Below are 21,758 nucleotides of genomic sequence, written 5' to 3' on the forward strand. Positions count from 1 at the left end.
TAACTTAACCGTTTTATTCGTTATTAATCCTCGTATTCTGTCTGATCCTCAATCCCGGCATCCCGAAGAGCCTCTTTGCGTTCTACACAAGTACCGCATTTCCCGCAATGTTTCTCCCCTCCTTTGTAACAAGACCACGTTTCGGCATAGTTCAAATTCAACTTTTTCCCCCGACTGGCAATTTCTGTTTTTGAAATATCGGTATAGGGAGCAAAGATACCTATATTCTCATAAGTTCCCGAACGCATAGCTTTATCCATAGCTTGGATAAACTCCGATCGACAATCGGGATAAATAGCGTGGTCTCCACCATGATTAGCAATGAGAACTTGTTTCAAGCCATTGCTTTCTGCGATACCGCAAGCAATTGATAACATAATGCCATTCCGAAACGGGACAACCGTACTTTTCATATTTTCATCGGCATAATGTCCCTCCGGTACAGAGTCGCTACCGTCCAACAACGAACTTCTGAAATATTCTTTCATAAACGCAAGAGGTATTACTATATGTTTTATTTTTAACCGCTCGCAATGAATACGAGCAAACGGTATTTCTTTATGATTATGATTAGCTCCATAATCAAAAGAAACGGCTAATGCTATGCGGTCGGCATACTCATACAACAAAGTAATACTATCCATACCGCCAGATACTACGATCAACGAATCTTTCATATTTTCTATTCTTATATTCGATTGCAAAGATAATGAAAGGTAAGAGTAGGATAAAACGGACAAGTTCGTTTTTCGTACCTATTTTTGTATTTCTCACAAAGGGGGGGGGACGTGCAAAGCCAGAGTTGAAACACGCTTTATTTAATTATTCAATGCAACCTATCTTTACAGGTTGTAAAGATAAATTAAATCCATATTCCTCTTATAGGATTTCTTGCGCAAGCCATTAAAAAAATCGCTATCTTTGTAGATACGAAGATGGGATTCGGTTCGGCATAGTCAAATCGGAAATGAATTTTCCGTTTGTCTCTGCGCTCACCTTTTATTATCTTTGCCAAAAGTAAAGATAAAATTGAATATCGCAATGAAAGCAAAAACACGTGTTCGCATTATCTTTTTTTGTCTAACCGTCTCTGCCATAGGCCTTCCTTTAATATTGATTAGCACACCTTCTATCCATCAGCATTTCGAACCTGAAAATATAGCCATATCTTTCGTCGAAAATCTATCCAACGCTAACTTCCAAGAAGCTAAAAAGCTATCGACTCCCGAGTCGGCCGAAACACTATATTTGTTTGAGACCTTAGTCGGGAATCAATCCGATGAATTAAAAAACACACCCACTCATTTCAATATTTCTTATTCTGAGATGAATACTTCACAAGATACCCTGTTCGTACAAGGGAAATTATTTTTCTCACATAAACACAAACTCATACGAAAAATTAATCTTACTTTGGTTAACCGTAGAGGAAGCTGGTTGGTCGATTGTCGTGACAATAATATTTTCTGATATTCACGGAACGAATCGAACCAACAGAACCATACCGCTGTTAAAATCATATTCATCTTATTAAATTTCAAGACATGAACAAATTTCAAGATATTATCGCAGGTGATACCCCGGTTCTAGTAGACTTTTTTGCAGAATGGTGTGGTCCCTGTAAAATGATGAAACCAGTCCTTGAAGAATTGAAAAAGAAAATGGGGAATAAAATCATTATACTAAAAATAGATATCGATAAAAATATTTCCTTGTCTTCGGAATATAGAATACAATCAGTCCCCACCCTTGTACTATGGAAACAAGGCGAAATCATTTGGCGACAATCTGGCGCCCTGTCGTTAAACGAATTAGAGCAAATTCTATCGTCTTATATACGATAGTTTCATAAGATTGACGCTTTTTTATACGATCTAGACAACTGAATACGAAAACAGGTTATACTTCGATATACCCAACTAAACTTGTTTCTGTTCCAACCTTATATTAGTCCTCAAAAGATTACGGGTCGAAAAGAAAAACGAACTTATTCGTTTTATCTTTCTCTTACCTTGCACTATCTTTGCAAAAATGCGAAAACAGGCGGCACTCGGCATAACCAAATAAATTTGTTTCTGCCCTCGTTTGCACTATCTTTGCAGCGCATTAAAAAGAAACTATGAGATCGAATCTGTATCTGAAACTATTCATATCATTTTTTAAAATAGGTGCGTTCACATTCGGAGGCGGTTGGGCTATGATACCTCTCATTGAAAGAGAAGTCGTGGATAAACAAAACTGGATTAAACGGGAAGATTTTGTCGACGCACTTGCCATTGCACAATCATTGCCCGGAGTTTTGGCGGTGAATATATCCATATTGATCGGGAACAAATTGCGAGGATTAAAAGGTTGTCTCATGGCGACACTCGGTACAATTCTACCCTCTTTTCTAATCATCTTGGCTATTGCAATCTGGTTTGTTCAAACGTATGACAATCCGGTAGTCGAGCGTATATTCAAGGGTATAAGACCAGCAGTGGTCGCACTCATCGTGTCTCCGGTATTCAGTACGGCTAAAACAGCACGTATCAATATTAAAACGGTTATTATTCCCATTATAGTGGCATTATCAATCTGGTTAGGAGGGGTTTCCCCCATTTGGTTCGTCTTGTTAGGAGCTATCGGTGGAATACTTTACTGTAATCATGTCATCGCCAGTTCAAAACAAAAGAGTAATAAAGAAGAAAAATAGCCATGTGGATCGTATATCTCAACTTATTTTGGGCCTACCTAAAAATCGGACTATTCGGTTTTGGTGGCGGATACGCCATGCTCTCTCTCATTCAACACGAAGCGGTAGAAGTCGTTCATTATGGCGAAAGCCAACCGTGGCTTACCCCGATCGAATTTACCGATATCGTAGCTATTTCTCAAATGACTCCCGGCCCCATAGGAATAAACAGTGCTACTTATGTAGGATATGTAGCTGCCGGTAATAGTATTTTGGGGTCGATAATCGCCACATTCGCCGTATGTTTGCCGTCTTTCATTTTAGTCTTATCAGTGAGTCGCTTTATACTTAAACATAAAGATAATATTACTATCAAAAGCATATTTTCCGGACTTCGTCCTGTGGTCGTCGGTCTGATAGCTTCTGCCGCACTCCTCCTCATGAATAAAGAAAACTTTCCAGACTATACAATAAGTATCGGTATTGCAGTAATCTCGTTTGTTCTGGTACACTATGCGAAAATACACCCCATACTCGTTATCGTATTGGCTGGTATTTCAGGATATGCCTTATACTAAAATATGAATTATGAATTACGAAGAGACATTGGAGTATTTATATAAACAACTACCTGTTTTTCAACAAATAGGAAGTGTTGCTTATAAACCGGGATTGCAAAATACCGAAGCATTGGACAAATATTTCGGATATCCCCATCGAAAATTTCACACCATACATGTTGCCGGGACCAACGGCAAGGGATCGGTATCGCATCTATTAGCCGCTATTCTGCAATTAAACGGATATAAAACAGGGCTATATACCTCTCCGCATCTTATCGATTTCAGAGAGCGTATCCGCATCAATGGACAAATGATTTCCAAAGAAGACGTTATTCAATTTGCAGAGAAACATCTTGCATCTACACTCCATATCCAGCCATCATTTTTCGAACTCACCATGATGATGGCGTTTAACCACTTTGCCGAAAATCAAGTAGATGTCGCTGTTATCGAAGTCGGATTGGGCGGAAGATTGGACAGTACAAATATCATTACTCCTGATTTATGTGTCATTACCAATATCAGCTATGACCATGTGCAAATGCTCGGAGACACCCTGCCGAAAATAGCCCGAGAAAAAGCAGGTATTATAAAATCCGGAATACCGGTCGTGATCGGTGAAGCTCAGGGAGAGGTGAAGCAAGTATTCATCGATCGAGCGAAAGAGATAAAAGCCCCCATTATATTCGCAGAGGGACAAATTCATTTCCGGTCGACCCAACGGAATGACAAAGGTTGGGAATTCGATTCTCCCGAATTTCCGCACCTTTTCGGGGAGTTAAGCGGGCTATGTCAGGAGAAAAATGCAGCTACCGTTCTGACAGCAGTCGGCCAATTACGAAATTTAGGATACAATATCTCCCACCAATCGGTCTATGATGCTTTCGCCCATGTCACCAGTCTTACCGGTTTAATGGGGCGATGGCAACAATTGGAATCGTCTCCCCGACTAATTTGCGACACCGGGCACAACACCGGAGGCATACAATATATAGTTCGACAGTTGCAAAACGAATCTTATCAAAACTTGCGTATTATCATCGGTATGGTCAATGACAAAGACATTTCGGGAGTTTTGGCTATGCTCCCCCAAAATGCCGTTTACTATTTCACCCGGGCCTCGATACCTCGCGCTTTACCCGAGGAAAGACTGTACGAATTAGCAATAAAAGCAGGATTGACAGGGAAGTGTTATCCGTCGGTTCAACAAGCTGTGGAAGCGGCGAAAAAAGAAAGCCGCCCCGATGATCTGATCTTCGTAGGCGGCAGTACATTCATCGTGGCCGACTTGCTAAAAACTATGCTTTCACAGCAATAACCTCTATTTCGACTAATGCTTGTTTCGGTAATTCTTTAACTGCAAACGCCGACCGAGACGGAAATACGGACCCGAACTGCTCGGCATATATTTCGTTCATTTCTCCGAAAAGAGACATATCGGCCAACAGCACGGTCGTCTTTACAATATGTTCGACCGAATAACCGGCCTCCGCCAAAATAGCTTTAATGTTCGCAAACGCTTGACGAGTTTGAGCTTTGATGCCCTCAGGCATTATTCCGGTTTTGGGGTCAATGGGCAATTGCCCCGAAAGGAAAATCATATTTCCGGTTTCAACAGCTTGACTATAAGGTCCGATAGCAGCCGGAGCAGATGTCGTAGAAATTACTTTTTTCATATCACTCATTATTATTTAATTTATGGGAAAGCACTCGGCTTTCTTCTATTTTCAAATCTTTCAATGCAATACTATCACCCTTCTCTTCCATAAGCCTACGGGTATCTATTATAGCCGCCCATTCCTTTGGGAAATCGGCTTTTAAATTACAGATAAAATCCTCGTCTCCTTCTCTGTCGATGGCTCGCAATAAATAGCCCAAAGTCAATCGGCTGATGTCTACCGCCGGTTGATATGCAGGAACCCTCTCTTCTTCCGACAATGTCTGCGAAATAATATTCACCCGTTCCAATTCATCGACGGTACGCTCTACCAACTGTATGGGAATAGCATAACGTCTCGATATCTGTCCTTTGGTCATCGGCGGAAGTCCCTCCTTGAACCGATGGACAATAACTGTGGCTATGACTAATATAATATAATCGGAATACCGACGAGATATATCGTTGGTCTCTTTTTCGAAATTGAAATTTACTACATTTTGAGATGAGTAAGTCAACACAGCACCAAACAGACAAATCAACCATGAAAATTGCATCCAAATGAGCAACAACGGCAAAAATGCGAAACTCCCGTAAATAGCATTATATTTCGATACCCAAATTTGGCCCGAAATATATATAAATTGAAAAATCTGAAATACCGTACCACAAATAAGCCCAGAAATAAACGCATATTTGAACTTAACCTTTGTATTGGGTATAAAAATATAAATAGCGGTAAAGAACAAAGCGGTAAGTATATATGGAGCTAATCGAAAGACCCAACGCAGCAAAGGGCTCATAAAATCGAATAGAACCGAAGAACTGAGCATGGTTGACATAAACAAAGAAAATCCGCTCGATGCAACCATCAAAATAGGCAAAATCAAAAACATCGAGGTATAATCGGTAACCTTACGATAAAACGATCGACCGCCTTGTACCTGCCAAATATCATTGAATGCTTTCTCTATATTGGATAACAAACTTATCAAAGTCCACAAAAGGAAACAAAGGCCTATCCCCACGAATACTCCACCTTTCATCTGATCGAGATACTGGTCGACGAACCCTAACATATATTCCAATGCATTGCGTTGCGCCGGGAAATAATCGAACAACTGACTTTGTATAATATGTTGGAATCCGAATCCCTTACAAATAGCAAATAACATAGCCAACGCAGGCACGATTGCCAAAATCGTACTAAACGTCAATGCGGAAGCCTTTTCCTGCAACTTTTCATTTAAGAAACAGCGTACCGACAAGTTCAATGTTTTAAGAATATGAATATGGAGCTTATACTCGGTCACATGCCATATATCGACCGAGACAAACTGCCATAACCGTTTTATAAAAAGGCTGGCGCGGGCAAAAAAAGAGGGCTTGTTTTTACGCTGAACCATAGAATATATCGTACAGAAAACTTCTACAAAAAAATACAGCAGGCCTGTAAGCCGGGTTATGTACTCTCGAAAGAGTGTCTGTCATTTATCTCGACCTTGTGTCACCACAAGGCTCTAGCGGTTTACCCCCCGGCATCGGGCGAGCAACCCTACAACGCCGGTATACATAACCTTACAACCCATAAGACGTACGGCATTCTACATTACTGTAAAACCCGGTGAGCTCTTACCTCGCCTTTTCACCCTTACTGCTTTCGCAGCGGTTATTTTCTGTTACGCTACTCCACTCTCGCGAATGGCTTCCCGTTAGGAAATATGGTGCTCTATGTTGCCCGGACTTTCCTCTCGCATCATACGAGCGACAGACCGTCCTGCTGTACGTTACAAAGATACGATAAAAATGGCAAAGACAGAATACTGTCAGTATGATTTTTAATCTTGTAAATTTTAACGGACAATATGACATGCCTAAGTATATAAAAATGATTCTCATGACAGTCATCTGCGTTAACCCCTGTTAAGTAGCTATCCTGCTTATTAAAAGAGCTTAAAAAGAAGATGCAAGGGTTTCAACGGCACGATAAATGTATTAAATTTAACGTCTGAAAAACTTAAATACAAGATAATATTAACATTTAAAGCTAATAGATTATGAATTCTTACGGAAAAAAATTGATGGGCATCGCCTTAATTGCAGCTCTGAGCTCCGGAATTACAATCGGCGCATTTAGTATATTGAATAAGTCGGCCGATTCAAAAATACAAGATCAATCGCTCGACAGTGGATATGCACAGCCGACTCGCTTTACAAGAGTAATCAATCGACCGGCTGTTGAAACAGATTTCACCACTGCCGCCGAAAACACGGTTAATGCCGTCGTTAGTATAAAATCGATTTCTACACCCAAACAAAGTCAATTAGGCGGTTTTAGCGATCCGTTTTTCGAATATTTCTTTGGACAAGGAGGGCGCAATATACAACCTCAGCCTCGTGCTGGATTGGGGTCGGGAGTAATTATTACCCCCGATGGATATATTGTAACCAATAATCACGTAGTAGAAGGAGCCGATAAATTGGATATAACCCTGAATGACAATAGGACTTTCAATGGTCGTGTAATAGGAACCGATCCTTCTACCGATTTGGCATTGATAAAAATAGATGCCAAAGATCTCCCCATCGTCAAATTTGGCGATTCCGATAATTTGAAAGTCGGAGAATGGGTATTGGCGGTAGGAAATCCGTTAGGATTAACATCGACGGTTACCGCTGGTATCGTAAGTGCCAAAGCTCGTAGCATAAGCGCACTCAACCCTCGTAGCCAAAAAATGGGTATAGAGGCGTTTATCCAGACCGATGCAGCTGTAAATCCGGGAAATAGCGGTGGAGCATTGGTAAATACAGCAGGTGAATTAGTGGGTATCAACACGGCCATTTACTCCGAAACAGGAAGTTACGCCGGCTATTCATTCGCTATTCCCACTTCCATAGTAAGTAAAGTAATTGCCGATTTGAAAGAATATGGTACCGTACAAAGAGCCGTATTGGGTATAGGGTATAGAGAAATAGATTCCGAATTGGCCAAAGAAGAAAATCTTGAAGTACAAGAAGGAATATACGTCGGTGAAGTATACAATCGCAGCGCTGCGATGGAAGCAGGAATAAAAGAAGGTGATGTTATAACCTCTATTAATGGCGTAAAGATTAAAAATGGAGCCATGCTTTCCGAACAATTGAGTAAATATCGTCCCGGAGATAAAATTAAAATAGGGTTGTTACGAGGAAAAGAATCCAAAACTGTATCCCTGACATTAAAAAATAGTCAAGGCAATACCGAGATAACCAAGATTGCCGGAATGGATTCTTTGGGAGCTGGATTCAAAGAATTAGATGCCAAGAGTTTGAGAGAGATGAATATCCGATATGGAGTGCAGGTTATTGGATTGAAAAACGGTAAATTCAAAGCGGCCGGTATGCGAGAAGGATTTGTCATTCTTGAAATCAATAACACCCCGATGAAGTCGGTTAGTGACTTGGAATCCATGTACGACTCTATTGTAAAATCAAATCAAAATCAAAAAGTTATGTTCATTACGGGTATTTATCCGAATGGAAAAATGATGTATTATGCAGTAGATTTGGCCGATTAAATCTTTTTGGAATATGGGATATGCCCCCTAAACAAGGGTCATATCCCATATTAAAAGATAATTATTAAATATAGCACAACAAACACAACAGAACAAATATTCAAACGTTATAATAATAAATACGAAAAAGGCAGGAGCAGTAAAATGGTATTTTTGTAGATTCACGTTCAAAATTAAACATTTTTTACAGCTCCATTAACAATAAATATAGTATATTTGCAGTCCCAAAATCTCAATATTGCAAGATGAGACAATTAAAAATTACAAAATCGATTACGAACAGGGAGAGTGCTTCTCTTGACAAGTACCTACAAGAAATCGGACGCGAAGACTTGATTACGGTAGAAGAGGAAGTAGAACTTGCCCAACGCATTAAAAAAGGCGATCATGCAGCACTGGAAAAGTTAACACGAGCCAATTTGCGTTTTGTCGTTTCGGTTGCCAAACAATACCAAAATCAAGGGTTAAGTCTCCCGGACTTAATCAATGAAGGAAATTTGGGTTTAATTAAAGCTGCCGAAAAATTTGACGAAACGAGAGGCTTCAAGTTCATTTCCTATGCAGTGTGGTGGATTCGTCAATCTATTCTTCAAGCTCTAGCCGAGCAATCGAGAATCGTTCGTTTGCCATTAAATCAAGTAGGATCTCTCAATAAGATCAGTAAAGCTCTTTCTAAATTCGAGCAAGAAAACGAACGTCGTCCCTCTCCCGAAGAGCTCGCAGAAGAATTGGATATACCGGTAGATAAAATCTCCGATACATTAAAAGTGTCGGGACGGCATATTTCGGTAGACGCCCCTTTTGTTGAAGGAGAAGATAATAGTCTACTCGACGTATTGGTTAATGACGATTCCCCCATAGCAGATAGGTCGTTAATTAACGAATCTCTCTCGAAAGAAATCGATCGCGCACTTAAACAACTTACTCCTCGTGAAAGCGAAATCATTAAAATGTTTTTTGGAATCGGCTGTCAAGAAATGACTCTCGAAGAAATTGGAGACAAGTTCGGATTAACCCGAGAAAGAGTTCGACAAATAAAAGAAAAAGCCATCAGAAGACTCAGGACTGCTTCGAGGAGTAAACTGTTAAAAACTTATTTAGGATAACCTTATTGGATTGTCTGCCCCAATGGCAAGAAAAACCGACCTGCACCTCAGGTTGGTTTTTTATTTTAAATACCTCTTCATTTATTTTTTCAGTCGTTCGATTGCTCAATCGCAATAAAAAATTTACCTTCGTCCTCAACAAATAATAAAATCATGGCTAAATACCTATATCAGATATTGTTAATATCAACTCTATGCCTTTTTTTACAAAATACATCGGCACAAGAATCGACCACAGGTTTTGAAAACGGGAACAATCAATACGTCATGCGCGAAAGCAACTTGTCGGATATGAGCAAAGATAAAAAAATCAAACCTGTTACATTTGGAGTTGAAGCAGGAGCATCCATCGATATGTCGGGGAATGACTTTTCTTCTTTCGATTTAGATTTATTCGCAGGCTACCGGTCCCACACCATCAAATGCTTTGGTTTAGGAATAGGTCTTCACAGTTCATTTTCCAACAATCGATACTACCTCCCTATTTATGCACTTTTCCGTTGTAATTTGCTAAGCAACAAATCTCTTCTTTTTGTTGATTTCAGAGCGGGTTATTCTACCAATCAAATGTACAAAGGAGAAAATCAAGGTGGCTTTTTTGGTTCTGCCGGATTAGGTATGAACCTATCTGTAAGTAAAAAATTCGGGTCTCATATTCTTATCGGATATAATTTTTATCAAATATCTCCATTTACCGATGAAAAAGGAACTTTCCAAGATATGAACGGATGCCATCTCGTATCTATCCGATTAGGAATAAGCTTCTAATAACGCGAGTTATCAATTATAAATAAATATATTTTCGTCGATAAAAATTTTAAATTATAGATTTAAAGAGGAAAAACATGATATTTTATTTTGTTTTCTCAAAACAATAACTACCTTTGCACAAGAAACAAAATAATTCAATAATGATAATAGAATTGCTAAACAGCCTAATTATTGATCTTCTATCGAATGTAACAGAATAGAAGTGAGATATAGTGCCTAGCAATTTACGATACAAAAATTATAGCCTTTCTCACGAATACGTCGAGAAAGGCTTTTTACAATTTAATATAGCAATAACATGTCCGACAGATTATTTATCTTTGACACAACATTAAGAGACGGAGAACAAGTTCCCGGATGCCAACTCAACACAGTTGAAAAAATACAAGTAGCTAAGGCATTAGAGACACTTGGTGTCGACATCATAGAAGCCGGATTTCCTGTATCGAGTCCCGGAGACTTCGAATCGGTCGTCGAAATATCCAAAGCTGTAACATGGCCCACGATCTGTGCGCTTACCCGTGCTGTCGAAAACGATATAAAAGTTGCAGCCGAGGCTCTTCGATATGCCAAACATAAACGTATTCATACAGGCATTGGAACTTCGGACTATCACATTAAATATAAATTCAATTCGACTCGTGAAGAGATTGTAGAAAGAGCTGTGGCTGCTGTCAAATATGCGAAAAAATTTGTAGAAGACGTACAATTTTATGCTGAAGATGCAGGCCGTACCGATAATGAATATTTAGCCAGAGTAGTCGAAGCCGTCATCAAAGCAGGCGCTACGGTTATAAACATACCAGATACAACTGGATATTGTTTGCCGGACGAATTTGGACAAAAAATATTATATCTCAAAGAACATGTCTCAGGAATCGATAACGTTACGATAGCCACTCATTGTCACAATGATTTGGGCATGGCAACAGCGAATACGATGGCTGGAATCCAAAACGGAGCCAGACAAGCCGAAGTTACGATAAACGGCATTGGTGAAAGAGCTGGAAATACAGCCTTTGAAGAAATAGCCATGATCTGCAAATGTCACCACAACTTACAGATAGAGACTAATATCAATACACAAAAGATTTACGGAATAAGCCGCATGGTCTCTAATCTCATGAACATGCCGGTACAACCGAATAAAGCAATCGTTGGCCGCAACGCATTCGCCCACTCGTCAGGAATCCACCAAGACGGTGTATTGAAGAATCGGGAAAGCTATGAAATCATAGATCCCAAAGACGTCGGAATTGACGAAAACTCTATCGTATTAACCGCAAGAAGTGGACGGGCTGCTTTGAAACATAGACTTCATTTATTAGGTATCGAATTGGAAAAAGATGCTTTAAACAAAGCTTATGATTCATTTCTTAAACTTGCCGATCGTAAAAAAGATATCAATGATGACGATATATTAATGTTGGTAGGGAAAGAGAGAACAGCCAATGCACGCATACAACTAGACTTCCTACAAGTAACTGCCGGAGTAGGAATAAAGGCCGTTGCCAGCATCGGATTAGACATAGCCGGTGAAAAATTCGAAGCAGCAGCTTCGGGAAACGGGCCGGTAGATGCCGCCATAAATGCTATACGATGCATCATTCACCGAAAAATGGTAGTCAAAGAATTTCTTATACAAGCTATTACCAAAGGCAGCGACGATGTAGGGAAAGTACATATGACTGTGACCTACAACGGAAACTCATACTACGGATTCTCGGCAAATACAGATATTGTCGCAGCTTCTGCCGAAGCCTTTATAGATGCTATTAATAAGTTCATTATATAACGAAATCACATGAATACATTATTTGATAAAATATGGGATACCCACGTCGTAACCTCGGTAAAAGGAGGCCCCGATCAATTATATATAGACAGGCACTATTGCCACGAGGTTACCAGTCCTCAGGCTTTCAACGAACTGAGGGCTAGAAATTTGAAGGTTTTTCGACCGGAAAGAACAACTTGTTCTCCCGACCATAATATTCCCACGTTAAATCAAGATAAGCCTATTGCCGACCCGGTTTCTCGCAATCAAGTAGAGACACTCGCCACCAATGCCAGTGAGTTCGGTTTGACTCATTATGGACTGGGAAATGAAAAAAACGGAATCATTCACGTTATCGGACCAGAATATGGGTTGACTCAACCAGGAATGACCATCGTTTGCGGAGACAGCCACACTTCGACCCACGGGGCTTTTGGAGCCGTCGCTTTCGGTATTGGCACGAGCGAAGTTGCTATGGTATTGGCATCCCAATGTATTTTACAGCCCAAACCTAAAACAATGCGCATAAATATCGAAGGAAAACTTTCTCCCGGAGTCACAGCTAAAGACATCGCTTTATTTATCATTTCTCGAATGACGACAGGAGGAGCTACCGGATATTTTGTGGAATATGCAGGAGAAGCAATCCGCTCGCTCAGTATGGAAGAAAGAATGACAGTCTGTAACCTCAGTATCGAAATGGGAGCTCGCGGAGGTCTGATTGCTCCCGACGAAACGACATTCGGTTATATAAAGGATAAAGAATTCGCACCCAAGGGAAAAGATTGGGACAAAGCCCTCGCCTATTGGAAAACTCTATATAGTGATAAAGATGCTACATTCGATAAGGAAGTGACATTTAATGCGGCAGAAATCTCCCCGCGCATTACCTATGGGACAAATCCCGGAATGGGAATCGCTATCGACGAAAGAATACCATTGGAAGAATCGATCGAAGACAGTGGAAAAATTTCGTTTCGCCGGGCATTGAGTTACATGGGTTTCTCTGCCGGAGAGCTTCTAATAGGGAAAAAAATCGACTATGTTTTTTTAGGAAGCTGTACAAACGGCCGTATTGAGGATTTCAGAGCTTTTGCCAATTTGGTAAAAGGGCACAAAAAAGCTAATCATATAATTGCTTGGCTCGTACCGGGGTCACAAGCCGTGTTGCGACAAATCAAGGAAGAGGGCATCGATCTTATCTTGTCGGAAGCAGGATTCGAAATACGTCAACCCGGTTGTTCGGCTTGCTTAGCCATGAACGAAGATAAAGTCCCCCTGGGAAAATATGCTGTATCGACCTCTAATCGGAACTTTGAAGGTAGACAGGGTCCCGGAGCGCGGACTATACTTGCCGGACCTTTGGTAGCCGCTGCGACAGCAATTACAGGAGAGATAACCGATCCCAGAAAATTTTTATAACTTTGTATGACTATGATAAAAAAAATCGACATCATAACATCGACATGTATTCCTCTTCCCCAAGAGAATGTAGATACCGATCAAATTATCCCAGCTCGTTTTCTAAAAGCCGTTTCTCGGGAAGGTTTCGGAGAAAACCTGTTCCGCGATTGGCGCTTCGATAAAACAGGGCAACCTATTCGAGATTTTATTCTTAACAACCCGCTCTATTCCGGTTCTATTTTAGTAGCGGGGAAAAACTTCGGTAGCGGTTCCAGCCGTGAACATGCTGCTTGGGCTATTGCCGGATATGGATTCCAAGTAGTAGTATCTAGTTTTTTTGCCGATATTTTCAAGAACAATGCACTTAACAACGGAGTACTTCCGGTAATTGTCTCAGAGCAATTTCTTACCAGTTTATTCAAACATATTTTTTCGAACCCACAATCGACCGTTACAGTCAATTTGAAAGAGCAAACCATTACAGACGACACAAGCGGAGAATCGGAACATTTCGAAATAAATCCTTACAAAAAGAACTGTTTGCTCAACGGATATGACGACATCGATTATCTACTGAGCAAAAAACAAGAAATAGAAAACTGGGAAGAAAAACATTCATAATGAAATCGAGAAGTACTATGGTTGTAGAAATTATGGATACTACTCTGCGAGACGGAGAACAAACGTCGGGGGTATCGTTCGCCCGACAGGAAAAATTGAGTATCGCTCGCTTACTTTTAGAAGACCTAAAAATTCCTCGCATCGAAATTGCCTCGGCAAGAGTTTCCACCGGAGAATACGAAATGGCGAAACAATTATGCGAATGGGCCGAGAAACGAGGACACATCGACAAAATCGAGATATTGGGATTTCTCGATAAAGGAGCTTCTATCGAATGGATTCGTTCTTGTGGAGCCAAAGTGATGAATTTGCTCTGCAAAGGATCGGAAAAACATTGTACCTTCCAACTTCAAAAAACGGTACAAGAACACGTCGAAGATATCAAACAAACTATTAAGAAAGCGAAAGAAGTCGGGCTGAAAATCAATCTCTATTTGGAAGATTGGTCCAACGGGATACAACATTCCCCTCAATACGTTTTTCATTTAATGGATGCTTTAAAAAATGAAGCTGTGGAAAGGTTCATGTTGCCCGACACATTAGGTATCTTGAATCCTCTTCAAACGCTAAAATTTTGCAGAGCCATGCGCAGGCGTTACCCCGACTTACGATTCGACTTTCATGCTCATAACGATTACGATCTGGCGACTGCCAACACTTTCGCTGCAACTCTAACCGGAATACAAGGCGTGCATTGTACCGTAAACGGGCTGGGCGAAAGAGCAGGAAATGCACCCCTCACCAGTGTTGTAGCCGTGTTGCATGATCACGTAAAAGCAACAACCGGAATTACCGAAAACATGGTAAACAAAGTGAGTCGTATCGTTGAATCCTATTCGGGAATACGAGTCGCAGCCAATAAACCTATTATTGGAGAATCCGTATTTACTCAATGTGCGGGAGTTCATGCCGACGGAGATAATAAGAACAATCTTTATTACAATGATTTATTACCCGAACGATTCGGGAGGAAACGCGAATATGCACTTGGCAAGACTTCCGGGAGAGCTAATATCCGTAAAAATCTCGAATCGCTAGGTATAGAACTCGATGACGAATCCATCAAGAGAGTAACTCAGAGAGTGGTCGAGTTAAGTGATAAGAAAGAAATGGTTACCCCAGAAGATCTTCCCTATATCATTTCAGACGTATTAAAACACGAAACCATAGCTCAGCACGTCAAGGTAATAAATTATACTTTAAACCTTTCTCAGGGATTAAAGCCAGTAGCAATTATTGCCATCGAAGTAAACGGAAAAACATACGAAGGAGCGTCTACCGGCGACGGACAATACGACGCATTCGTAAAAGCCATACGGAAGATATACAAAGAACAACTCGGACGAACGTTCCCGTCGTTGACAAACTATACAGTAAACATACCTCCCGGCGGACACACCGATGCATTGGTACAAACCGTTATCTCATGGGATTATAATGGAAATATTTTGAAAACACAGGGATTGGACGCCGACCAAATGGAAGCCGCCATACAAGCCACAATCAAAATGCTTAACTTAATAGAAGATAAAGAGCTGAATATACAAAACAATTAAATAGAAAGAATATGAAATTACATATCGCAGTATTGCCCGGCGACGGAATTGGACCAGAAGTCGTGGAACAGGCTTTGAACGTAACGAAAGCCGTTTGTGAAAAATTCGGACATTCTCTGGAATATCAAACAGCCCCGGTAGGAGCTTGTGCCATAGAAGAAACCGGATTGCCCTACCCCGACTCTACTCATAAATTATGTATGCGCTCCGATGCCGTTTTGTTTGGAGCCATAGGTTCGCCCCAATACGACAATAATCCCAATGCGACCATACGCCCTGAACAAGGATTACTTGCCATGCGGAAAAAGCTCGGACTATTCGCAAATATTCGTCCCATAACCACCTTTCCCGGATTGATTCATAAATCCCCCCTCCGTTCCGACATTATCGACGGTGCAGACTTTATGTGTATCCGAGAATTAACGGGAGGACTATATTTCGGGCGACCGCAAGGCCGTAGTGAAGACGGGAACATAGCCTATGATACCTGTATATACAGTCGGGAAGAAATTGTACGAATTGTCCAATTGGCATACGAATACGCCATGAAACGGCGTAAAAAAGTTACAATGGTCGATAAAGCGAATATATTGGCGACCTCCCGACTATGGAGAGAAATCACGCAAGAAATAGCATCGGAGTATCCAGAAGTCGAAACCGAATTTTTATTCGTCGATAACGCTGCCATGCGCATGATTCAATGTCCCAAAAGTTTCGATGTCGTCGTTACCGAAAACATGTTTGGCGATATACTCACCGACGAAGGTTCCGTTATCACAGGTTCCTTAGGTATGCTGCCATCGGCATCGATTGGCCTGCATACTTCTGTATTCGAACCTATACACGGTTCCTATCCTCAGGCAGCGGGGAAAAATATAGCTAACCCGTTGGCGACCATATTGTCGGCGGCTATGATGTTCGAATATGCATTTGGGTTGAAAGAAGAAGCCTTATCGATTCAAACGGCCGTATCCGAATCGATGAATGCCGGAATCGTGACCGAAGACATCGCCGGCACAAGTACGAAATCCTACCATACCGACGACGTAGGCGAATGGATTGTCCAATGGATAAAAAGCCACTGATCAAAGCAATAATAAAGCGGATAGTATTCAAAATTTACTATCCGCTTTTTTGCTACTTCCTTATCTAATTATCTATTGAACCGAACCAGAAAATACGACAATTCTATTCCAATTATTATTTTTCGGATATAATTGAGAATCACTACCATTAGCAATAATCTGTATTCGTTTTCTATCTATATTGTATTTCTCGGTCAATAATTTGACAACAGACTCCGCACGACGCTGGCTCAATTGTTTATTATACTCGGGTGTTCCGGTTGCTTTATCGGCATACCCTATTACCGAGATATTACAAGATGGATTGCTTTTCATCCATTGTGCTATGTTATAAACATTTACCATTTCTTCATTAGAAACAACAGCGCTATTGATCGTAAAGCGTACTACACCCGTCAACTCTTGGCTACAAGCCGCTGGCTCTATTACAGTTACCTCCTCGACAACCGCTTCTGGGCATGGAGGACATTCCACAACTCTTGACTCGCACTCGTTCAATTGAGCCCTCAATGCATTAACCCTGTTATTCAAATCGCCGATAACCATTTGATCGGCATAAGCATCGTATGCTTTAAATCGGTCTTTGCCGAATTTAATAGAAAAACCTCCGATTGCCGAAATAACACTTTCGACTTCTGTTCCTTCGACAATTCCATTAAAATGATCGCCAATTAAATTACCTCGTCCCTCCAAGAAGAAATCGACATAATGCGACAATCTGAAATTCAGTTTAATACCGGCTGTTATAGGGAAAGCATACGTTTTATTATTATATGGAGTATTATGGAATGAATAAATACCACCGGCTCCGGCAAAAGGTATGATAGAAAATACACGATCCTCGTTATAACCGTGGAAAGTATTAAACATATTCCACATGATATCGCCGTAAACCGCAGCATAACGCATATGTGTCATCACTCCTTCGGCAAGCGGCCAATTGGTATGTAAAGCACCTCCCATTGCAGATAATCGGAATCCCAAATACGGGCTGATCCATTTACCGATAGCGAAGTCCATAGCCAGTGTATATTGAGCATCTCCTACATGTTCGGTCAAAAAAGTTTGACCTCCGGCTCCTATCGAAATAAACCAGTTATTTTTATGACTATCAGAATAATACCGAGGCTTGGTAGGTACAACCTCTGTTACCGAAACATCTTCTTCAACAATAATCGCTTGAGCTCCTGCCGATTCGGAATAACAGAAAAGCGAAGTTGTAGCTATGGCTACCGCTAAATAAAAGAAATTTGTTTTCATTTTAATTTGTTTTAGTTATACAATTTTGCAATTACATTTCAAAAAAACAGGAGCATAAGTCAAACGCTATTATCCGTTTTTGTAAATTAAAACAAACAGATAAAAGAATGTGTTCACCAACCGTCGAAAAAAAGAGATAGTAAAATTCTATATTATTTAGGCTATATAAGCTTCTTATAAAAAATGAAAACAGGTTATACCGGTTGGTAATAAATTATTAAATTTGCACATACCGATGAATGCGAAACTTTTACCCATCGAATAACAGAGGTAATATTTATGAAACGAAATAAAAAAAATTCTGATTTTTTCTCGAAAAAACGCTCCAAATACAAACTTACATTTTTCAACGAAAGCTCTCTTGAAGATGTATGGACTATTTGTTTTTCCCGATTTGGAGCCATAATGACCGCCATTCTTCTCATTGGTCTGATTGTCGTAGCTATACTCTCTGTAATCGTAGGTACACCTGTAAAAAATTTATTACCCGGATATTTGAAAACAGAAGAACGAATCGAAATGGTTGATAAAATCCTTAGAGTCGATTCTTTGGCGGCAGAAGTACAGCGTCGCGACGCATATATAAAAAATCTTGCTTCCATACTTACCGGTGAAATAAAAATAGATTCTATCGGACAACAAGCCGACAGTCTGCTTTCCACAACGACAGATACTCTTCTACCGGAATCCAAACTGATGGCAAACTATATCAAGCAATACGAACAAGAAGAAAAATACACGCTAAATGTTTTTACCCCGACTACTCCTATCGACGGAAAACTGTTTTACCCGCCGCTAAAAGGCAAAATAATCAAAGCCTATAACCCCAAAGAAGGACATTTCGGTATCGACATACAGTGCCCCAGAAATACAGCTGTTTCTGCCGTCCTCGATGGCACGATTGTTTCCGCCGGTTATACAATCGATTACGGATATGTCGTATATATACAGCACAGCAATAATTACCTGTCGGTCTATAAATATAATTCGGGGATTCTTAAAAACATAGGAGATAAAGTATCGGGAGGTGAAAAAATAGCCGTGACCGGGTGGGAAGATGGTAAATCCTCAAAACAATCATGTGTGGCCGAATTTCAATTGTGGCACATGGGTCAGTCGTTAGACCCGGAAAAATATATCACTTTCTAATCCCGATTCATTAAAGATACACTTTATTTTATACCTTTGTAAAGTTAAAATTGAGATTTGACCTCTTAAACCAAATGAAAAAGCAATTAGCAATATTAGGCTCTACCGGATCGATTGGAACTCAAACATTAGAAGTTGTCGCCGAATATCCCGACTTATTCGAGGTATACACATTAACAGCGAATAATAACGTCGACTTGCTGATAGAACAGGCCAAACATTTTAATCCCGATTCGGTAGTAATAGCCAACGAAGCTCATTATAATAAGCTGAAAGAAGCTCTGAAAGATTTCCCTATAAAAATATATGCGGGAGAAAATGCCATTTCTGAAATCGTAGAGGCAGCGCCCATCGATATAGTAGTCACGGCAATGGTAGGATATTCGGGGTTAAAACCTACTATACGAGCTATCGAAGCTCATAAGACCATTGCTTTGGCCAATAAAGAAACATTGGTAGTTGCCGGGGATCTCATCAAACGTCTTGCTCTCGAATACCGGACACCTATCATTCCTGTCGATTCGGAGCACTCTGCTATTTTCCAGTGCTTAGTTGGCGAAGGAGATAATCCTATCGAGAAAATCATTTTAACGGCATCCGGCGGACCATTCCGAAAATTCACGGCAGAACAGATGGCGCATGTTACCAAAAGCGACGCTTTAAAACACCCCAAGTGGCACATGGGACATAAAATTACCATAGATTCTGCAACACTTATGAACAAAGGCTTTGAAATGATCGAAGCCAAATGGCTGTTTGACGTATCCCCTCAAAACATAGAAATTGCCGTACACCCGCAATCTATCGTGCACTCTATGGTTCAATTCAAAGATGGATCTGTCAAAGCTCAACTGGGGACCCAAGATATGAGACTCCCCATTCGATACGCCTTGTCCTATCCTGCTCGTTTGGAAAGCTCGGCTCCGAAATTGACACTCGAACAATACTCCGAACTCACATTCGAGTATCCCGATTTCGAACGATTCCCTTTGTTACGATATGCATTTGACGCTGTCGCAACAGGTGGGAATATGCCCTGCATTATGAATGCGGCCAACGAAATAGCCGTAGCCGGTTTCCTTAACGACACGATCGCCTACCCCGACATTGCCCGCATTGTTTCTGAAACAATGGAGCATATAGAATTTATCGAGTCACCCGAATATGAGGATTACGTCCACACAAACAAATTAGCCCGCAATTATGCGACCGAACTTGTTAAATCATATCAATAAAAAATAGCATTATTAATGGAAACATTCTTAATAAAAACAGTACAACTACTATTAAGCCTCTCCATATTAGTCATTTTCCACGAATTTGGACATTTTATATTCGCCCGAATGTTCAAGGTTCGGGTTGAAAAATTCTATCTGTTTTTCGATCCGTGGTTTTCTCTTTTCAAATTCAAACCTAAAAATAGCTATACCGAATATGGAATCGGCTGGCTACCGTTCGGAGGATATGTGAAGATTTCGGGAATGATCGACGAATCGATGGACAGAGAACAAATGAGCCAGCCGCCCAAACCGTGGGAATTTCGGTCGAAACCGGCATGGCAAAGGCTCCTAATTATGGTAGCGGGCGTTGTATTTAATTTCATTTTGGCCGTCTTCATCTATTCGATGATCGTCTACACATGGGGAACATCTTATATACCGTTCAAAAACGCTTACGCTGGTATGGAATACTGTGAGTCGGCAAGAAACATAGGATTCCAAAACGGAGATATTCCTCTCTCGGCCGACGGTGTCGATTTGAATTATATGTCGAGCGAGACCCTTCAAAAAATAGTAGACGCCAAAGAGGTGAAAGTTTTGCGAGATAACGACACAATAACCATCGAAATCCCCAAAAACTTTATGTTACGATTGATCGATAAAGAAGAACTGTTCGCATTATACCGTATTCCTTCTGTCGTGTTCGAAGCCTCCCCGAATACCGGGGCAGCACGAGCCGGTCTGCAAAAGGGAGACCATATAGAATCGATCGATGGAGAAAAGGCATCATCACTAAATGAAATGCACAAAATACTGGAATCCAAACCTAACACCAGCGTGTCGGTTGTCTACTCCCGAGGCTCAGAAGTGAAAACGACAGAAATCACGACAGATTCTTTGGGACGATTAGGCATAGCCATTGCTCCTTTGAGCGATAGTTATGCAATAGTCACAGAACATTATGGATTCTGGGAATCTTTTCCCAAAGGGATAGAATTGGGAGTGGACAAATTGAAGAGCTACGTGAGTAGTATGAAATATGTATTCACCAAAGAAGGAGCTCAAAGTTTAGGCGGATTTGGAGCTATCGGAAGTATATTCCCGGCAACATGGGACTGGGAGGCTTTTTGGAGCATGACAGCATTTCTCTCGGTCATATTAGCCTTCATGAATATTTTACCTATTCCTGCTCTTGACGGAGGACATGTCTTATTCCTACTATACGAAGTGATTACAAGAAGGAAACCGAACGATAAATTTATGGAATACGCACAAATGGGAGGCATGCTCTTCCTATTTGCATTATTGATTTATGCTAATGGAAACGATATATTCCGATTTTTCTTTAAGTAACAGAC

The 21,758-nt window shown here is 40.6% G+C and carries 20 protein-coding genes and 1 other RNA gene; 16 read left to right on the plus strand and 5 right to left on the minus strand.

Features of this window, described 5'->3' with window-relative positions; genetic code table 11:
* Positions 1 to 23: 23 nt before the first annotated feature.
* Positions 24 to 677: a 7-cyano-7-deazaguanine synthase QueC gene (gene queC, locus HMPREF9448_RS08070; RefSeq protein ID WP_008862108.1), complete on the minus strand. Its 654-nt coding sequence runs from the start codon at positions 675 to 677 to the stop codon at positions 24 to 26.
* Between the two features lie 364 nt (positions 678 to 1,041).
* Between queC and HMPREF9448_RS08075 the strand changes: the two genes are divergently transcribed.
* The 5 genes from HMPREF9448_RS08075 (at position 1,042) to HMPREF9448_RS08095 (ending at position 4,555) form a co-directional block, all read left to right on the plus strand.
* Positions 1,042 to 1,470: a hypothetical protein gene (locus HMPREF9448_RS08075; RefSeq protein WP_008862109.1), complete on the plus strand. Its 429-nt coding sequence runs from the start codon at positions 1,042 to 1,044 to the stop codon at positions 1,468 to 1,470.
* Positions 1,471 to 1,544: 74 nt separating this feature from the next.
* A complete protein-coding gene (gene trxA, locus HMPREF9448_RS08080) occupies positions 1,545 to 1,844 on the plus strand; it encodes a thioredoxin (RefSeq protein WP_008862110.1) in 300 nt (99 codons plus the stop codon).
* A 275-nt stretch (positions 1,845 to 2,119) separates the two neighbouring features.
* Positions 2,120 to 2,695 carry a chromate transporter gene (locus HMPREF9448_RS08085; RefSeq protein WP_008862111.1) on the plus strand — a complete coding sequence of 192 codons (576 nt, stop codon included), beginning with the start codon at positions 2,120 to 2,122 and terminating at the stop codon, positions 2,693 to 2,695.
* Between the two features lie 8 nt (positions 2,696 to 2,703).
* A complete protein-coding gene (locus HMPREF9448_RS08090) occupies positions 2,704 to 3,252 on the plus strand; it encodes a chromate transporter (protein ID WP_040296132.1) in 549 nt (182 codons plus the stop codon).
* Between the two features lie 10 nt (positions 3,253 to 3,262).
* Positions 3,263 to 4,555, plus strand: coding sequence for a bifunctional folylpolyglutamate synthase/dihydrofolate synthase (locus HMPREF9448_RS08095; protein WP_008862113.1), 1,293 nt, complete (start codon positions 3,263 to 3,265; stop codon positions 4,553 to 4,555).
* Here HMPREF9448_RS08095 and HMPREF9448_RS08100 read toward each other — a convergent pair.
* From HMPREF9448_RS08100 to rnpB, 3 genes are all read right to left on the minus strand, one after another.
* Positions 4,536 to 4,913, minus strand: a complete 378-nt coding sequence (locus HMPREF9448_RS08100; RefSeq protein WP_008862114.1) for a RidA family protein — start codon at positions 4,911 to 4,913, stop codon at positions 4,536 to 4,538. The genes HMPREF9448_RS08095 and HMPREF9448_RS08100 overlap by 20 nt on opposite strands.
* Position 4,914: 1 nt before the next feature.
* The gene (locus tag HMPREF9448_RS08105) at positions 4,915 to 6,300 is read right to left on the minus strand and encodes a YihY/virulence factor BrkB family protein (protein WP_008862115.1); all 1,386 of its coding nucleotides are present in this window, start codon (positions 6,298 to 6,300) and stop codon (positions 4,915 to 4,917) included.
* Between the two features lie 31 nt (positions 6,301 to 6,331).
* Positions 6,332 to 6,678: RNase P RNA component class A (gene rnpB / locus HMPREF9448_RS14235), an RNA gene on the minus strand.
* Positions 6,679 to 6,951: 273 nt separating this feature from the next.
* Between rnpB and HMPREF9448_RS08110 the strand changes: the two genes are divergently transcribed.
* From HMPREF9448_RS08110 to leuB, 8 genes are all read left to right on the plus strand, one after another.
* Entirely contained in the window at positions 6,952 to 8,451 is a 1,500-nt protein-coding gene (locus HMPREF9448_RS08110; RefSeq protein ID WP_008862116.1) for a Do family serine endopeptidase, read from the plus strand.
* A 245-nt stretch (positions 8,452 to 8,696) separates the two neighbouring features.
* Positions 8,697 to 9,557 carry a sigma-70 family RNA polymerase sigma factor gene (locus tag HMPREF9448_RS08115; protein ID WP_008862117.1) on the plus strand — a complete coding sequence of 287 codons (861 nt, stop codon included), beginning with the start codon at positions 8,697 to 8,699 and terminating at the stop codon, positions 9,555 to 9,557.
* A 153-nt stretch (positions 9,558 to 9,710) separates the two neighbouring features.
* A complete protein-coding gene (locus tag HMPREF9448_RS08120) occupies positions 9,711 to 10,325 on the plus strand; it encodes a hypothetical protein (RefSeq protein ID WP_008862118.1) in 615 nt (204 codons plus the stop codon).
* Between the two features lie 301 nt (positions 10,326 to 10,626).
* The gene (locus HMPREF9448_RS08125) at positions 10,627 to 12,123 is read left to right on the plus strand and encodes a 2-isopropylmalate synthase (RefSeq protein WP_008862119.1); all 1,497 of its coding nucleotides are present in this window, start codon (positions 10,627 to 10,629) and stop codon (positions 12,121 to 12,123) included.
* A 9-nt stretch (positions 12,124 to 12,132) separates the two neighbouring features.
* Positions 12,133 to 13,527 carry a 3-isopropylmalate dehydratase large subunit gene (gene leuC, locus HMPREF9448_RS08130; RefSeq protein WP_008862120.1) on the plus strand — a complete coding sequence of 465 codons (1,395 nt, stop codon included), beginning with the start codon at positions 12,133 to 12,135 and terminating at the stop codon, positions 13,525 to 13,527.
* Positions 13,528 to 13,539: 12 nt separating this feature from the next.
* Positions 13,540 to 14,130 (plus strand): 3-isopropylmalate dehydratase small subunit, encoded by a 591-nt coding sequence (gene leuD / locus HMPREF9448_RS08135; RefSeq protein WP_008862121.1) that lies wholly within the window; start codon positions 13,540 to 13,542, stop codon positions 14,128 to 14,130.
* Positions 14,130 to 15,686 (plus strand): alpha-isopropylmalate synthase regulatory domain-containing protein, encoded by a 1,557-nt coding sequence (locus tag HMPREF9448_RS08140; RefSeq protein WP_040296040.1) that lies wholly within the window; start codon positions 14,130 to 14,132, stop codon positions 15,684 to 15,686. Before leuD ends, HMPREF9448_RS08140 begins: the two co-directional genes overlap by 1 nt.
* Before the next feature lie 11 nt (positions 15,687 to 15,697).
* On the plus strand, positions 15,698 to 16,771 hold the full coding sequence (gene leuB / locus HMPREF9448_RS08145) for a 3-isopropylmalate dehydrogenase (RefSeq protein ID WP_008862123.1): 1,074 nt from the start codon (positions 15,698 to 15,700) through the stop codon (positions 16,769 to 16,771).
* Positions 16,772 to 16,843: 72 nt separating this feature from the next.
* Here the strand turns inward: leuB and HMPREF9448_RS08150 are convergent, their stop codons facing one another.
* A complete protein-coding gene (locus tag HMPREF9448_RS08150; protein ID WP_008862124.1) occupies positions 16,844 to 18,031 on the minus strand; it encodes an OmpA family protein in 1,188 nt (395 codons plus the stop codon).
* Between the two features lie 279 nt (positions 18,032 to 18,310).
* On the opposite strand from HMPREF9448_RS08150, the gene HMPREF9448_RS08155 reads away from it, so the two are divergent.
* From HMPREF9448_RS08155 to rseP, 3 genes are all read left to right on the plus strand, one after another.
* Positions 18,311 to 19,180 carry a murein hydrolase activator EnvC family protein gene (locus HMPREF9448_RS08155; protein WP_008862125.1) on the plus strand — a complete coding sequence of 290 codons (870 nt, stop codon included), beginning with the start codon at positions 18,311 to 18,313 and terminating at the stop codon, positions 19,178 to 19,180.
* A gap of 74 nt (positions 19,181 to 19,254) precedes the next feature.
* The gene (locus tag HMPREF9448_RS08160) at positions 19,255 to 20,415 is read left to right on the plus strand and encodes a 1-deoxy-D-xylulose-5-phosphate reductoisomerase (protein WP_040296041.1); all 1,161 of its coding nucleotides are present in this window, start codon (positions 19,255 to 19,257) and stop codon (positions 20,413 to 20,415) included.
* Between the two features lie 15 nt (positions 20,416 to 20,430).
* Positions 20,431 to 21,753, plus strand: coding sequence for an RIP metalloprotease RseP (gene rseP, locus HMPREF9448_RS08165; RefSeq protein ID WP_008862127.1), 1,323 nt, complete (start codon positions 20,431 to 20,433; stop codon positions 21,751 to 21,753).
* Positions 21,754 to 21,758: the final 5 nt, after the last annotated feature.

The organism is Barnesiella intestinihominis YIT 11860, from assembly GCF_000296465.1.
Classification (GTDB): domain Bacteria; phylum Bacteroidota; class Bacteroidia; order Bacteroidales; family Barnesiellaceae; genus Barnesiella; species Barnesiella intestinihominis.